Origin of the sequence: Pedobacter terrae (genome assembly GCF_036946585.1) — a bacterium.
In the GTDB taxonomy this organism is placed as follows: Bacteria; Bacteroidota; Bacteroidia; order Sphingobacteriales; family Sphingobacteriaceae; genus Pedobacter; species Pedobacter terrae_C.
In genome coordinates, this window is the sequence record NZ_JAQIIV010000008.1 from 109,925 (window position 1) to 126,689 (window position 16,765).

Consider the following 16,765-nt stretch of genomic DNA (forward strand, 5'->3'; position numbering starts at 1 on the left):
TTTATATATTGTAAAAATAAGAAACTTGTGCTTTGCTTTAGTTTATTGTGGAAAGTTTATAATTTCCGTATCTCAAACTGAAAACTGAAAATTGCTAATTGGAAACTTACCTAGTAACCCAGGATCTTCAACACTTGCTTACTGTTCTGCTCTTCACCAAAAACTTCAAAATTGAAACTCTCGTCACGGTTTCTGCGGATTAACACATGTTTCGGACTTGGTAATAAACAATGGTGTATACCGCCATAACCGCTCAACACCTCCTGGTACGCACCAGTATGGAAGAATCCTAAATACTGTACTTTACGGGTTTTAGGCATAAATACACTGTTCATGTGCGCTTCCTGGTTGTAATAATCCTGTCCATCGCAGGTAATGCCACCTAAGTTAACACGTTCGTATTCTGCATCCCAGTTGTTAATCGGTAGCAAGATATATTTTTGGTTTAAAGCCCAAACATCGGGTAGGTTGGTTATGAAAGAACCATCCAGCATTAACCAGCGTTCGCGGTCGTTTTGTTGTTTACGGCCTAAGACCTTATATAAAATACCAGAAGCCTCGGCAACGGTATATTTACCAAATTCAGTAATAATATCTGGTTCCATTACTTCATGGATGGCGCAGATTTCTTTGATCCTTTTGACAATTTCGTTCACCATATACTCGTAATCGAAATCGAAAACCAACGAATCTTTGAACGGCATACCGCCACCAATATCAAGCGTATCTAAATCAGGATTGATTTTTTTGAATTTGCAGTAAAGGGTCACGTATTTTTCCAATTCGTTCCAGTAATAAGGCGAATCGGTAATACCCGAATTGATAAAGAAGTGTAATAGCTTTACCCTGAAATTAGGGTTATGTACAATTTTATTGTTATAAAAATCGATTACATCTTCCATACGTACGCCTAAACGCGAAGTATAAAACTGCGAATCTGGTTGCTCCTCAGCAGCAATACGGATCCCCAGGTTACAAGGGGTATCAATATCTACCTCGTCATCAAAGAGATTAAATTCCTCTTTATTATCTAAAACCGGAATAATATTGGTGTAACCATCATGCAGCATATCAATGATATACTGTTTGTATTGGTATGTCTTAAATCCGTTGCAGATAATGGTTGTATCTTTAGTTAAAGCACCTTTTTTCTCCAATGCATCAACCATAGGCATGTCAAAAGCAGAAGATGTTTCGAGGTGAATATTGTTCTTTAAGGCTTCTTCAACAATGTGCCTGAAATGCGAGCTTTTTGTACAATAACAGTATTTGTAATCGCCGCGATAGTTGTTCTTTAAAATGGCAGTCTGGAAAAGAATCTTCGCCTGCTGAATTTTCTTACTTACCATTGGTAAGTATGTGAAACGTAGGGGAGTACCGTAAGTTTCGATCATTTCCATCAGGTTTAAATCCTGAAAATATAATTCATCATCTATTACGTCAAAGCCTTCCTGTGGAAAGCCAACGCTTAGATCGAGAAATTCTGAGTAACTCTGCATTTACTTTTAAATAATTTTTGCAAAAATGTAATTTTAAATTGAGAATTAAACGGTATTCAGAATATTTTTACGGTGAATAAACGCTTGGATCAAATACAAAATTTCAATATCAAATGTTTTTTAAAACGATGCGTAAATTCTTTTTGCTTACCTGCCTGTAATTCAGTATTATAGTAGATTTGTTTCTGCTTGATATTTGGGAAAGCAGGTTCCTGTTTTTCAAAGGTTTGGGTTGGCCCTGCTCTTCACTTTACTCGTTTCACTCGTGTCCGTTCCGATCAGGTTTAGGTGGCAAGGGTGGTAGTACTATTTAGGGTTTTACAGCGAGGCGTTTTAATGTGAAAATTTTCCGTGTGTTTTAAACTTCCGCGGCAAAACACCATGATTCAAGATGCGAACAAAGCGCCGAATATCATTTGTAACGATGCAATCGTTAGGCTATTTAAGCGCCCGTTTCAAACGCGCGCCAGCACTAAAATGGGTCGTCAGGCTGAATTTATTTCAGTCTCTTATAAACCATATTATTTTGTTCAAGCAGATGGTGCAAATTAATATTCCAATATTAATGAAAAAAACATAAGTTGAACAGTATAATCGTTCTGCTATTTATGGACCTATTTAAGAAGCCCTATCTGATCTAAGCGTCTCGCTAAGGCTCTATGTAAATTTTTAAAAGGCTGAAGAAGATAAATATCTAAACATAATCAGGAAAGCAGGTTCCTGTTTTTTATAGGTTTGGGTTGGCCCTGCTCTTCCCTTTACTCGTTTCACTCGTGTCCGTTCCGATCAGGTTTTAGGTGGCAAGGGTGTTAGTACTATTTAGGGTTTTACAGCGAGGCGCCTAATGTGAAAAATTTTCCGTGTGTTCTGAGCTTCCGTGGCAAAACACCATGATTATCATTTGTAACGATGCAATCGTTAGGCTATTCAAGCGCGCGTTTTAAACGCGCTCAAGCTTAAACGTGTGCCGTCACCAGAACGCAAATTAACGTCAAAACTATCCTTTTCTTAGGTATTTTGTTAAAATCACAATGGTTTGGCCCTCTACTTTGCCTTCAATCTGTTCGGTATTATCATGTACCAAACGGATGTTTTTTACTACTGTACCCAGCTTAGCACTCAATGTAGAACCCTTAACGTCAAGTGTTTTAACCAAAACCACAGTATCGCCTTCAAATAAACGGGTTCCATTGCAGTCCTGATGAAATTCCACTGTACCTTCCTGTTCATGGTCGCCGGTTTTTTTAGCCCATTCCAAAGTTTCATCGTCAAGGTATAAAATGTCCAGACTGTCTGCAGCCCAACCTTCATTTCTCAATCGGCTTAACATCCTCCAGGCCACTATCTGAACAGGCGCAAATTCCGACCACATGGTTTCTGTTAAAATTTTCCAGTGATTGGCATCAAGCTGTTCACTTTTTTCAATCTGGTCCAAACAGGTTTTACAAACTAAAATGCTGTTATCGCTATTGGCATTGCTGGTCGGGGGTACTTCATAAACAGATAGGCTGTTTTCAGCGGTGCATAATTCACATTTATTTCCTGAACGGGTTTGCAATTCTTGTAGTAATGACATGGATGTTTAAATTTTCGCGAAAATAATAAACTAATTGGAATAAGCAGGTATTGTGATGCAGGCAATATTGCCAGATCTCAAGCTTATAATTTAAAGACTATGGTTTATAGACAATAATATTTGATAATTATTTGGAAAGCAGGTTCCTGTTTTTTATAGGTTTGGGTTAGCCCTGCTCTCCACTTTACTCGTTGCACTCGTGTTCGTTTCGATCAGGTTTATTGATTTGGGCCGGTGCCACTATTTGCTGCGAATAGCCGGGTGCCTACTATTCCATGGATTTTCCGTGTGTTTCGAGTTTCCGTGGCAAAAAATAAAGTAGTTCGCGCAAACACGAACCACGGAGAGGAGATCCAAAGTGTATTTTTTATTGGATTTTCCTTGTATTTCGTGCTTCCGTGGCCGAAATAAAAGTGGTTCGTATCTTTGCGAACTACAGCAAGATTTTACAACTAATCATTTATTTAACCGGCAAATGTATTTCTGCCAGCATACACCTTGCACTACCACCACCATTTTTTTCGATGGTGTAAAGCGGCGCATAAATGATGCGACTGTATTGTTCTAATGTTTTAACCTGCTCGGGATTTAAAGATAGATATGCCTGTTCAGACATCACCAGCAAACTTTCACCTGCCGCATTGGAAACCTGTAGCATATTCCCCGCAAATTTATTCATCTGTGCTAAACTGATTTCGATAATTTCTTTATCGCTCCCTTTTAAACTGATGTTCACCTGAATACGTTCGTCAGCATTGCGGATAGAATCAAGACAAACCACTGCAAAACGATCGCCAATACACATCATTACGTTGGTGTGGTAAATCGGGAAATTGTCGCTATCTACTGCTTGAAAAATAACCGGTTCGTATCCGCTAAGCATGCAAAAGTTATTTAAAACTTCTTCATCTGTACGTACGCTTAAACAAGCATAGGCAATTTTATTGGTGCGGTCTAACACCATACTGCCAGTGCCTTCTAAAAAAGCATATTGCATTTCGTAAAAGCTTAGGTCGCTTAAATGCTTCAGTTCAAATCTCGTTTTCAGATCTTCCAGTATTTCTTTTCTGCGCTCTAAACGGCGGTTTTCAGAAAACATAGGGTAGAGGTAAACTGAGCCATCTTCATGAAAAGAAACCCAGTTGTTTGGGAAAATGGAGTCGGGCGTTTCTGGTTGCAGGGTATCATCAACTACCGTAACATCAACATCATTTTGCCTTAACAGTTCAACAAAACCGTCAAACTCTTTTAAGGCTTGCTCCTGTACATCCTGTGTTTCGGATGCTACCTGAAATTTATTATTCGCCGCGGTTTGCTCGTTAAATTTAAAGTCGACCGGGCGGATCATAAGGATATGGCTGGTAGTTTGCATTTTTCTTTCTCTATTCGTCATCCTGAATTCATTTCAGGATCTTTTTGATTAGATGCAGAAATAAATTCAGTATGACGTTATATTTATAAATTGTCTCTTAAAATCGGTAGGCTCATACAATGGAAACCCCCACGGGCACGCGAAAGTTCTGCTGATGGCATTAAAATCAAAGTATCAGTTATGGTTTCAGTATTTACCTTACCACTTTCCAGATCCTGGATTAAATCTTTTACATCAACTACATCAAAACCAGCTGCTTTAAATGCTTCAACGGTTTTATCATTCCGGTCGTAACCCAAAACTACCCCCTCTTTAATGGCTAACAAGTTACACGAATCGGTCCATTGTTCTCTTGAATCGTAAGGGAAAGTATTGTTTCCGCTATAAATAATCTTCGTTGGTTCGGTACTCTTTAAATCATTCTGACTAATATCGTTCAATAAGGCTTCTACATGTTCGAAATGCTTCGGTTCCTGTGGATTGGCTTTTGTAAACTGAATAGCAGTAGTGGCTTCGAGTTTTTCTGGCTCTTTTAAGAAGTTGATCGGCTCATAAGGATTGTATTTTGGCGAATGGGCGATTGAGTTTAAAATCACCCAGGTATTTCGTTTTACCTGTGTGAAAACAGTATCCAGGTGCATGTAATCGCGTTTGCTCGGTATTTTTACCACTGTTACTTTTTCGACCACGTTCTGCTCAAACAAAAGTTTAATGGCTTCGTTAGCGCCATGTTCTGATGTACGTTCGCTACAGCCAATTAGTACGTGGTTAGGGCTAACCATCATCACATCGCCACCTTCCAATGTGGTGCTAAAAGCAGGTTCATCGCCAGGACGTAAAAAGTGCATGGTAACATCCGGAATTTCGAGGATGTTATTGCGGTAACTCTTAAATAACGAATGGTTAAAGAAAATATAGCGCATCAAAAGCGTTTCGCGTACGCGCGCCTTTTTTGCCGGTTTATTTAATAAGATATGGTTGTTGATCGTGGTGCCTACATCGCGAGTGAAAATCAGGTTGGGAATTGGGGCAAAGATCATCGTATCGTTGGCAAGGGTACCTGAAATAAAAATCTCCGCCAGCTCTTTAGCGGGAGTTTGGGTCAGTTCGATCTGAACTTTATAAGTACAACCCTCTATTGCACAAACTGCAGCCACTAGTTTTTTCCGGATAGATTCATCCTCCAGCATTTCACTCAACAAATTCTGTATTTCTATTACCGCAGTTGAATTGTGAAACTCGGGGTGATTGGGCTTATAGAAATTTCGGTTAGCCTTCTCTGAATCAATTTCAGCCAGTTTCCCTTTGATTTTATCCGGATCTAAAAAATACATCAATAATTTGATGTAATAATCGTATTCACCCCTACGAATGGTATCTAAATGTACAATATCTTCAAACAGCCAATCTTGCGCTTTAGATGGTACCACTTTGCCCAAACCACTATCCGGGCTATGAATTAACAATTTACGCAACCTGCCGATTTCGGTGTTTACATTCACTTTAAAGTTTAGATTCTGCTCGCTCATAAAAAAGTTAGTTATTGCAAATCTATTAGAATTTTTGACAGTCCGAAAGTCCGGGGGGCCGAAAGTCCGAAGATATAGGCATAAATAGGCGCCGGAAATCGAAAAGCCTAATGGTTGTTATCATTACAGGCATCCTGTCTTTTAGCCCCGGATCTTGGTCTCCCGACTTCTTTATTGCACAGCACCAGCATCTTTAAACCTTATTGCTGCGGCGGCTCCCGATTTTTCAATCGGGACTACAGCGTAAAGAAGGAATATCCGGGCCCTACCGGCACTACAGTAGCTTTCCAAAACCTCTAGAAGCTCAAAACCTTAGGCCATAAACCTTTCACCTTCCACCTTTTTTACATATTTTTGGTCCATGAATTTTATTATTACCGAGACACAAAAAGCCATTTTGGAGCTTTACAAAGAAGAAATAGCTGAAAGTGTAATCAATATACAGGAAACACGTAAAGAATTTGAAGGTCAGGCCACCATTGTGGTTTTTCCAATAACTAAGATCTCTAAAAAATCGCCTGAGCAAACGGCTACCGAAATAGGCGAATATCTAGTGGCCCATGTAGGGAATATTACCAAATTTAATGTAGTTAAAGGCTTTTTGAACCTAAGCATTGCCGAAAGTTACTTTTTGAATCAGTTTAATGAAGAAATTTTGGCGCCTGATTTTGGTGTATATCCCTCAAACGGGAAAAAGGTCATGGTAGAATACTCATCGCCAAATACCAATAAACCACTACATTTGGGGCACGTACGCAATAACTTATTGGGTTATTCGGTTTCCGAATTGCTTAAAGCTTATGGTTATGATGTAGTAAAAGTGAACCTGGTTAACGACCGCGGTATTCACATCTGCAAATCAATGCTGGCCTGGCAAAAATGGGGCAATGGTGAAACCCCTGAAAGTACGGGCGAAAAAGGCGACCATTTGGTAGGCAAATACTACGTCATATTTGATCAAGAATATAAAAAAGAGATTGAAGCTTTAAAGGTGGCAGGGCAAACGGAAGATGAAGCCAAGAAAAATGCTCCGTTGATTAAAGAAGCGCAGCAAATGCTTTTAAAGTGGGAGCAGGGCGATGACGAAGTGGTTTCGCTCTGGAAAACGATGAATGAATGGGTATATGCGGGTTTCAATATTACCTATAAAAACCTGGGTGTAGATTTTGATAAGTTTTATTACGAAAGCAATACCTATCTTTTAGGGAAAGGTACCGTTGATGAAGGTTTGTCCAAAGGTGTTTTCTTTAAAAAAGAAGACGGTTCGGTATGGATTGATTTAACTGAAGATGGTTTAGACCAGAAACTGGTATTGCGTGCCGATGGTACTTCGGTTTACATTACTCAGGATTTGGGTACTGCCGAAATGAAACACGACGATTTCAATATGGATGAATCGATTTACGTGGTAGGTAACGAACAGGATTACCATTTTAAAGTGTTGTTCCTCATTTTAGAGAAACTGGGTAAAAGCTGGGCGAAAGGATTATATCACCTGTCGTACGGCATGGTAGATTTACCTAACGGAAAAATGAAAAGTCGTGAAGGAACCGTGGTAGATGCCGATGAACTGATTGAAAGCATGATCAATACCGCTCGTGAGAAAACGGAGGAGTTGGGTAAAACCAACGATTTTCCTCAGGAAGATAAAGAAGAACTTTACAAAAACATTGGTTTGGGGGCCTTAAAATATTTCTTGTTAAAGGTAGAGCCTAAAAAGCGTTTATTGTTTAATCCGGCAGAAAGTATCGATTTTCAAGGCAATACCGGACCATTTATTCAGTATACCCACGCCAGGATCAAATCATTGTTAAATAAATCTGATTACAAGTTTGGCGTTGGGAGTTTGGAGTTTGGCGGGATCAGTGATGTAGAATTGGAAATGATTCTTCAATTGGCTAAATACCCTGCAGAAATAGAAATTGCGGCGAAAGCTTTCAGCCCGGCAAGTTTAGCCAACTATTTATATGAACTGGCCAAGCTGTTCAATAAGTTTTACCATGAGGTACCGCCAATCGTAAAAACTGAAGAAGGTGAAGTGAAACAATTCCGCTTAAACCTTTGCAAAAAAACTGCCGATATTATTTATGCTGGCATGCTGATTCTGGGTATTACTTCTCCCGAAAGAATGTAAATGTAAAAGGAAGAAGCTAAAATGGAAGATGTAGTATGTTTAGGTATTTACAGGATAGGGTGGTAAATAAGTTGACTTACTGTGTTTTATGTCTTTTAGTGCGGAATTTATAGATGCTGTTTTAGGCGGCGGTGGTTTATTTTAAATTTCCGCCTTTTGCTTATTTGATCTTAGGATATGGTAGCCGCACTTTTAAGAACAACTAAAATTCTGTCAATTGCGGACGCGCAACACTTTCGATATTTAAATACGTTAAACAGGTTAGATTTAATTATCAGGCACTTGTTGCTTGTACTGTTACGGCATTATTTCTGCTTTTTTTGGTGAGCAAAATCGATAACTCAGTACTGGAGTCTATTACTTCAGTGGCGTTGATCTTAATGAGGTTTACACATTTTGAAAAAATAGGATTGCCTGGAAAGAATTATCACATTGATAATCAAGTTTAATGAAGGCCGTTTTTGGCCTTGTTTATTGGCCAAGATGAATTGATTGGTCCTGGAACCTGCAATACAACTAATAATACTGTATAATCGATGCTTTCAAAATTACATTTGCTCCATTTGCAATTTTGGTAAAAATCAAAAACTGATCCTGATCGGCTATAATTTTATATTTCTTCACTAAATCTTCTGGTTTTGCAGGATAGTTGCGTACGATTACATTACCTTTTAATTTAGTATCTTTCTTCAGGTCTCCAGTGTTCAGTATCGACTCAATTTTGAAAATACGGCCAGGAAAATCTGTTTTTACTTGATCGGCAATAAACAGCTGCGTTTGCGGATGTAATTTTATGATACCGTAAGTTGTGCCGATTAAATTAAAGGCACCAGATTTTAGTAATGCGGCATCAGGTTCATATAGGTACTCACCAATATTCAAATTGTCTGTAAATTGTACTGAGGCATTTGATGATGATTTATAAAAAGAAAAATCCTTTTCATTTCCTCTGTTTAAGGTTACTGCCCTAACTTTTGTATCGTTTTCGTAACCTTTATCGATTATCCATAGCAGTTCTTTACATTCATTTTTTACACTCACAATATGGATTTCGCTCACCTGTTTCAGTTCTGCTAAGCCAGCAGAGATATCCAGTAATGGGGCAGTTTTGATAATTATCCTTGACGATTTTTCCAATAATATATCCAGATTGCTTGTCACATCGGGTGTACAATCTTTAAGCATAAAAACTTTGCCTTTTTCGGCCCTTCTTGCAGGGTCAACATAGATGGTATCAAAAAATGTATCATTTTTTTTGATATAAGCAATGCCATCTTCCGCTTTAAACGCTATATTAATTGCTTTTAAAACCTGCGCATTATGCTGTGCTATTGCAGCTAATTCTGGATTAATTTCGCAATGTGTTACTGTCTTGACCTTTCGCGAAAAGTAATAACTGTCGATTCCCAAACCTCCGGTAATATCAATCAATGTGTCTCCTTTAGCAAGTTTTGATTTGTATTCTGCAGTAAGCTCTGACGAGGTTTGTTCTATGGATAATATTGGGGGGTAATAGATATTTTCTGTATGAAACCAGGTAGGTAGTTTCTTCGCCGATTTCTTTTTTGCTGCGATTTGTGTAGCTAGCTCTGCAGGACTAATCCCTTCAAACATACTTTTTGCTAAAGCAATCTGATTTACATCGGCATTTAAATTTGCATTAATGTAATCTTGTACGGCTTTAGCTAAAAGTTTATTGTTCATATTTTAGTATAGAGTATCAAGTATCAAGTATCAAGTATCAAGTATCAAGTATCAAGTATCGAGTATCGAGTAGCAAGTATCAAGGCTGGTATCCAATCTTGGTTCTTGATACTGTTTACTTGCTACTACTTTTATTTTTCATCACCATCTGGCAGGTGTGCCGGCTCTTCACTTCTAATAAAATATCTTTATCGATGGTTACCCGATCAATGGTTTGCTGATTGTAATAACGGATGGTTACCAGTTCAAGTCCTCTGTTATATTTTACGGTAAACTCTTCCGATAAATCTTTGATCAGTTTTTCAATCTGAACGGGATGATCATCAATACTAACCGAAAAGCTAATTGCTGAATTAAGCATGGTATTGATTTTGATCTTATGAGTATGGAAAAGCTCAAAAATATTGCTTAGGTTTTCTTCAATAATAAATGAGTAGTCTTTTGGAAAAATAGAAATTAGGGCCTGGTTTACCTTAAAAATGAAAGATGGGACAGGTAATGGGTTATTTTCTTTGGTGATTGCCGTTCCCAAGCCTTCTGGCTGGATGAAGGACCTCACAAAAAGTGGAATACTTTTGTTTTGAAGGGGTTTTATGGTTTTTGGGTGGATGACTGTTGCGCCATAGTACGTAAGCTCAATCGCATCATGATAAGAAAGTTGGGCAATCAATTCTGTTTCATCAAACCACTTCGGATCTGCATTTAATACCCCAGGTACGTCTTTCCATATGGTTAGCGCAGCAGCATCTAAGCAAGACGCAAATATAGCCGCCGAATAATCTGAACCTTCCCGACCCAGCGTTGTGGTATAATTTTCGCTTGTTCCACCAATAAATCCTTGTGTTACAATGATGTTATCAGTTAAAAGTGGTGCTAAATCTTTCTGTATAATCTGATGCGTCTTAACCCAATCTACTTTACCTTCTTTATATGTATTATCAGTCTGGATATAGTTGCGTGCATCTGCCCATAGGGCTTTACTTCCCGTTTCATTCAACCATGCTGATACAATTTTAGTGGAAACGATTTCACCTATAGATACGATCTGATCGTAGATATAATCAGAATTTTGATCTGGTTCATCTTCAATCAGCCATTCTATCTCAACAAAGGTATTGGCTACATCATCATAGACAGGATGTTGTTTTTCCTCAAAGAGTTCATCTATAATACTGAAATGGAAATGTTTAATCTCTTCAAAAATTGCATGTGCATCATCATTCTGTGAGAGGAAAGCGTGGGTTAGGTCTTCCAGTCTATTGGTAATCTTTCCCATAGCAGAAATAACAACCAACAGATTTCCTTTTTTGTAATCGCGTACAATATTGGCCAGATTTTTTACACCTGCCGCATCTTTTACCGAGGCACCTCCAAATTTAAAAATATCCATATTAAAATGCCTTGATCTGTTCTGTAGATAGCGATGCATTTATCCATCCGCTTTCTAACTGTGCTTTATATTTATGATAGAAGTTAATTGCTGGTTCATTCCAGTCTAACACTTGCCAAACCATGCCGCTATAGTTGCCGGTTTTTGCCTCTTCTATTACTTTTTCAAATAATATTTTGCCTAAACCCTTTCCTCTAAATTCTTCTGTTACGATAAAATCTTCCAGGTATAACCTACATCCTTTCCAGGTAGAATAGCGTGTATAATACAACGCGAAGCCCACAATGGTATGATCTACTTCTGCTACGTAAGCTTTCCATACGGGGTTTTTACCGAAACCAGCATCAATGAATTGATCTAAAGTGACGGTAACTTCATCAGGAGCCCGCTCATAAACAGCCAGTTCATTAATTAGTTCCAATATTCTTGGACAATCTTCTGCTGTTGCAAATCTGATATTAAATTCCATATTAGTTTGCCGAAATATCGTTTTTGAAATGTTTGATGATCCTTTTTCCAAAAATACTGCTTCCAATGCGCACCATTGTACTTCCTTGCTCAATTGCAATTTTATAATCGGCACTCATTCCGGTTGATATCTCTTTAAACGTATCATCTTTACGGAAAAAGCTAACTTTAATGCCGTCAAAAAATACCTTTAGTTCGTTAAACTCCGTCGCAATCTGTTTTTCGTTCTTGGTATTGGTCGCAATTCCCATTAAACCTACAATACGGATATTTTTCAATTCTGCAAACTCTTCAGCCCTTAACAGTTCGATTACTTCATCAAAACCAAGTCCAAATTTGGTGTCTTCATCAGCGATATAAACCTGTAATAAGCAATCAATTATGCGATCGTTTTTGGTAGCCTGTTTATTGATCTCCTGCAGCAACTTAAGGCTATCAACTCCATGAATGAGTTTAACAAAAGGGGCAATGTATTTTACCTTGTTGCTTTGTAAATGACCAACTAAATGCCATTCGATATCTTTTGGAAGTTGCGCCTCTTTTTCAACCATTTCCTGTACATGGTTTTCCCCAAAAATACGTTGTCCAGCATGGTATGCTTCTAAAATTGAGTCTATTGACTGTGTTTTTGAAACTGCAATGAGTTTAACCCCATCCGATTCAACTTCGCTTTTATATTGTTTAAGATTATCAGCTATGCTCATTTATAACTATTTTTGGTAAAATTAATAACCTTGCCGCAATTTGGGCAAAAAATAATATTTAAATTAAGCATGAAGCGATTAATATGGGTTTTAATGACAGCTATATTATGGTTGGGCTGTAAGCCTGGCATACCTGATGACATTATTAAACCTGATCAAATGGAAAAGATTTTATACGATATGCACATTGTAGACGGATACCTTACCAGCATTTACATGGTAGACTCGGCAAAGAGGGTTGCTGCCGCATATTATAATGGAATTTATAAAAAGTTTGGGACAGATTCTGCCCAGTATAACAAAAGTTTACTTTGGTACAACACAAATCCTGTGGAACTGGACGCCGTGTACAAAAACGTACAGAAAATGCTGGCTAAACAAAAAAAAGGAATGGAATTAGCGGATCTGTTAATTAAGAAAAAACAATTTAAAACTGATTCCTTGGCAATAGCAAAGAAATTTAAGGCCGATTCTCTTGCGATTACAAAAAAAATGAAACCCGATTCTTTATCAAAGGTTAAAGCTGTGGCAGCGATTGCCAAAAAGAAAAAAGAGGCCGATTCACTCATTAATATAAAGAAAGCTGGAATGGTGAGCACATCGCCCACGCCAGTTGCAGTACAATAGTATGTTATATCCCGATAATTGTTTAGAACGTTTAGGTTTTGTAGAAATCAGGCAACTGATCAGCAAACATTGTTTGAGCCCAATGGGCCAGGCGATGGTGGAGAAGATGCAGGTGATGAACCGTTTTGATCAAATTGATAAATTCTTACGTCAAACCAACGAGTTTAAGAGCATCCTGCAAAATCAGGAGCCTTTACAGATTAATACCTTTTTTGATATTAAATCTCTGGTTGAAAAAATCAGGGTTGAAGGTACATACCTTTTAGAAGAGGAGTGGTTTCAGGTTTACACTTCATTGCAGACTGTTTTTTCTGTCCTTCGTTTTTTTGAAGAACGCGCAGAAGTATACCCTACACTTGAAGCATTATTTGAACATCTCCCAATTGAGAAAAATATTCTCCGAAAGATAGAAACCGTAATTGATGCCAAAGGCAAGATTAAGCCCAATGCATCAAAAGAATTGCAGGAAATTACTTCAGCCATTTCGAAAGCCGAGCAGGATGTACGTAAGCGCATGGATGCTATTTATAAGCAAGCCATAGCCAATAATTGGGTTGCTGATGGTAGTTTGACCATTCGGGATGGGAGAATGTGTATTCCGGTTTTGGCCGAGAATAAACGTAAACTAAAAGGCTTTGTGCATGATGAATCGGCGACAGGGCAAACCGTTTATATTGAGCCAGAAGAAGTTTTTACTTTAAATAATAAGCTACGCGATTTAGAGTTTGACAAACGCCGAGAAATTATCAAAATCTTAATTGCCTTAACGGATGATCTGCGGCCGTATTCACCATTATTGCTTTCTTATCATGGTTTCTTAACCAAACTGGATTTTGTGAGGGCAAAGGCCTTATTTTCGATGGATATTGATGCTGAAATGCCGGGTCTCTTAAAGGAGGCTAAAACGAAGTTGATTAATGCAAGGCATCCTTTGTTATCAATCTCATTTGCTGCTGAAAAGAGGAGTGTTACCCCCTTAAATATTCATATAGATTCCGAAACACGTGTGGTGCTGGTATCTGGACCCAATGCGGGTGGTAAATCGGTTTGTATGAAAACAGTTGGTCTTTTGCAGATTATGTTGCAAACTGGCCTGTTAATTCCGGTTGATGCCAATAGTGAGGTAGGGATTTTCGAAAATATTTTCGCCGATATCGGCGATGATCAGTCGATAGAAAGTGATTTAAGTACTTATAGTGCACATTTAAAGAAGATGCGCTATTTCGTAGAACATGCTTCACCTAAAACAATGGTGCTGATTGATGAATTTGGTACGGGTACCGATCCACAGTTTGGCGGGCCAATGGCCGAAGCTGTTTTAGAAGTATTAAATAATAAAAAGGTTAGGGGGGTAATTACCACACACTATTCTAATTTAAAACTATTTGCCGGCAATACGGAGGGTTTAGAAAATGCATCCATGCTTTTCGATAATGCCAAAATGAAACCATTGTATATCCTGGAAATGGGTAAGCCAGGTAGTTCCTATGCCTTTGAAATTGCACAGAACATTGGTTTGCCTAAGGAGGTTATTCAGCTTGCAAAAGAAAAAACAGGTTCGAATCAGAATAGGATAGATACAATGCTTGTTGATCTGGAACGGGAAAAGAAAACTGTTTACGATGCCAAGGTAAGTTTAGCCAATCAGCAGAATAAAGCCAAAAACCTGGTTGCTGAAAATGAAAAATTAAAAAGCTTTTTAGAAGAGAATAGAAAGGTACTGATTAGAGAAGCGAAACAAGAGGCACAGAACATTATAAAAAATGCCAATAAGCTGGTCGAAAATACAATTGCCGAGATAAAAGAAAAGCAAGCTGATAAAGAAGCAACAAAGGCACTCCGTCAAAATTTACAAAAGGAACTGGTTAAAAATACCATACCGAAGGAGCGCCCTAAACCTGTTCAGGTGGTAATTGGCGGCGAAATCGAAATTGGCGATTTGGTGAAATTTAATGATAGCGAAACGATCGGTCAGGTTTTAGAAATTAACAGAAATGAACTGGTGTTGGCTATTGGTGATTTACGATCAACAGTTAAAAAGAACCGCGTACAAAAGGTGAGCAACCGCGAAGCTAAAAAAGTAATTCAAAGCAGCGCCAATTCTTTCAATGGACGCATGAATGACGCGGTTTCTGGCTTCAGGGCTGAACTCGATCTTCGTGGAAAACGAACTGAAGATGCCCTGTTCGAAGTAGAGAAATATTTAGACAAAGCCATTATGCTGGGTTTTCCATCTATTAAACTGATTCACGGTAAAGGTGATGGGATTTTGAGGAAGATGATCAGGGAATATTTACGCAAATATAGTCAGGTAAACAGAATGGAAGATGAACATGCGGATAGGGGAGGCGATGGCATCACGTATGTGTATTTGAATTGATAAGTTAGATTTGGTAGTGGTGTTGGATGTTACCATTCGACACTTTAAATAATATTTTTGCGATAAAATCGCAGCTCTATTTATGCACTCGTTAAAAACGAGCGCAAGCACAGCATTTATCCTGTTAGATGGAAACATCAGACAGCACATAAAACTTTATAAACGTAACCGTGTTATTTTTAAAACGTTACGCTTATGAAAAAGATATTACTCTGCCTTTTTGTGGTACTGTTTGCCACAAACTGCAAAAAAACCGACAATGGTAATGAAGATCCAGGTAACTTGCCTGATGTAGAATTAAAATCAAAAGTAATTATATCAGGACTAAATCTGCCTTGGGAAATGGTATATGGTCCGGATAATTTCATCTGGTTTACTGAAAAAGCGGGCAAAATCAGTCGGTTAAACCCTGCTACAGGTCAGGTAACAGCATTGTTAACCATAACTGAGGTACGCACTAACGGTGAAGGAGGTTTACTTGGCATGACATTACATCCCGACTTTACCAGCAACCCTTATGTTTATGTAGTATATGATTATGGAAGTACCTATCAAGCTAAGGTGGTACGTTATACTTATGCAGGGGGAAATTTAACCAGCCCATTCATTTTATTGGATCAGATTCCGGCTGCCTCTATTCATAATGGTTCACGCTTGTTAATCAGCGGAGGTAAATTATTTATTAGTACTGGTGATGCTGCTGATACTAATCTTCCTCAAAATATTAATTCTTTAGCCGGGAAAATTTTAAGAATAAACTTAGATGGCTCTATCCCTGCTGATAATCCTTATCCTAACAACCCGGTATGGTCTTTAGGACATCGCAATCCCCAGGGATTGACCTTGGTGGGCAACAAAATTTTCTCTTCAGAGCATGGACCTGATTCTGATGATGAAGTTAATATCATTGAAAAAGGCAGAAATTATGGATGGCCAAATATCAAAGGTTTTTGTAATGAAAGCGGAGAGCAATCTTTTTGTAGCTTAAACAATGTAGCAGAACCGCTCATCAATTGGACACCAACTATCGCACCCAGTGGTTTAACCTATTACAATAACAACTATATCCCGCAGTTTAAAAATTCTTTACTATTAGCGGTATTGAAGGGTACAAAATTGATGCAATTGAAATTTGATGATGCACAAACTAAAATAACAAGTACAAAAGATTTTTATGTTAATACTTATGGTAGGGTGAGAGCTGTTTGCCAATCGCCGGAAGGGAAAATTTACATCTGCACCAGTAATGGAAACGATGATAAAATTGTGGAGATAGCAAAATAAGCGGTTACTTTTTGCGCCCGGGACACTTTTTGCAGCGTTTACCTTTTTTAAATTTCTCGCAACATTTTTTGTATTCAGCAGTACAACTGAAAATAAAA

Annotated in this window: 12 protein-coding genes; 4 read left to right on the forward strand and 8 right to left on the reverse strand. The window is 38.2% G+C overall.

Annotated features, from left to right (window positions below; all coding sequences use genetic code 11):
- Positions 1-110 precede the first annotated feature (110 nt).
- The 4 genes from PGN18_RS13100 to PGN18_RS13115 all read right to left on the reverse strand — a co-directional run bounded on the left by PGN18_RS13100 (position 111) and on the right by PGN18_RS13115 (position 5,976).
- On the reverse strand, positions 111-1,499 hold the full coding sequence (locus PGN18_RS13100) for an arginine decarboxylase (protein ID WP_090496099.1): 1,389 nt from the start codon (positions 1,497-1,499) through the stop codon (positions 111-113).
- 997 nt (positions 1,500-2,496) lie between these two features.
- Positions 2,497-3,075 (reverse strand): PhnA domain-containing protein, encoded by a 579-nt coding sequence (locus PGN18_RS13105; protein WP_335319953.1) that lies wholly within the window; start codon positions 3,073-3,075, stop codon positions 2,497-2,499.
- A gap of 460 nt (positions 3,076-3,535) precedes the next feature.
- Complete coding sequence (gene ctlX / locus PGN18_RS13110) at positions 3,536-4,468, reverse strand: citrulline utilization hydrolase CtlX (RefSeq protein ID WP_335319954.1); 933 nt, start codon at positions 4,466-4,468, stop codon at positions 3,536-3,538.
- A 62-nt stretch (positions 4,469-4,530) separates the two neighbouring features.
- On the reverse strand, positions 4,531-5,976 hold the full coding sequence (locus PGN18_RS13115; protein WP_335319955.1) for an arginine deiminase family protein: 1,446 nt from the start codon (positions 5,974-5,976) through the stop codon (positions 4,531-4,533).
- Between the two features lie 361 nt (positions 5,977-6,337).
- Here PGN18_RS13115 and argS point away from each other — a divergent pair, with 361 nt between their 5' ends.
- Positions 6,338-8,110, forward strand: coding sequence for an arginine--tRNA ligase (gene argS, locus PGN18_RS13120; protein ID WP_335319956.1), 1,773 nt, complete (start codon positions 6,338-6,340; stop codon positions 8,108-8,110).
- A 516-nt stretch (positions 8,111-8,626) separates the two neighbouring features.
- Here argS and PGN18_RS13125 read toward each other — a convergent pair.
- From PGN18_RS13125 to PGN18_RS13140, 4 genes are all read right to left on the reverse strand, one after another.
- On the reverse strand, positions 8,627-9,814 hold the full coding sequence (locus tag PGN18_RS13125) for a class I SAM-dependent methyltransferase (RefSeq protein ID WP_335319957.1): 1,188 nt from the start codon (positions 9,812-9,814) through the stop codon (positions 8,627-8,629).
- 115 nt (positions 9,815-9,929) lie between these two features.
- Entirely contained in the window at positions 9,930-11,204 is a 1,275-nt protein-coding gene (locus PGN18_RS13130; protein WP_335319958.1) for an aspartate kinase, read from the reverse strand.
- A gap of 1 nt (position 11,205) precedes the next feature.
- Positions 11,206-11,673 (reverse strand): GNAT family N-acetyltransferase, encoded by a 468-nt coding sequence (locus PGN18_RS13135; RefSeq protein WP_335319959.1) that lies wholly within the window; start codon positions 11,671-11,673, stop codon positions 11,206-11,208.
- Between the two features lies 1 nt (position 11,674).
- Positions 11,675-12,376: a YggS family pyridoxal phosphate-dependent enzyme gene (locus PGN18_RS13140; RefSeq protein WP_335319960.1), complete on the reverse strand. Its 702-nt coding sequence runs from the start codon at positions 12,374-12,376 to the stop codon at positions 11,675-11,677.
- A gap of 93 nt (positions 12,377-12,469) precedes the next feature.
- On the opposite strand from PGN18_RS13140, the gene PGN18_RS13145 reads away from it, so the two are divergent.
- The 3 genes from PGN18_RS13145 to PGN18_RS13155 all read left to right on the forward strand — a co-directional run bounded on the left by PGN18_RS13145 (position 12,470) and on the right by PGN18_RS13155 (position 16,667).
- Positions 12,470-13,003 carry a DUF4296 domain-containing protein gene (locus tag PGN18_RS13145; RefSeq protein ID WP_335319961.1) on the forward strand — a complete coding sequence of 178 codons (534 nt, stop codon included), beginning with the start codon at positions 12,470-12,472 and terminating at the stop codon, positions 13,001-13,003.
- A 1-nt stretch (position 13,004) separates the two neighbouring features.
- Positions 13,005-15,383: an endonuclease MutS2 gene (locus tag PGN18_RS13150; protein ID WP_335319962.1), complete on the forward strand. Its 2,379-nt coding sequence runs from the start codon at positions 13,005-13,007 to the stop codon at positions 15,381-15,383.
- Positions 15,384-15,578: 195 nt separating this feature from the next.
- Complete coding sequence (locus tag PGN18_RS13155; RefSeq protein ID WP_335319963.1) at positions 15,579-16,667, forward strand: PQQ-dependent sugar dehydrogenase; 1,089 nt, start codon at positions 15,579-15,581, stop codon at positions 16,665-16,667.
- The last annotated feature ends 98 nt before the right edge of the window (positions 16,668-16,765 follow it).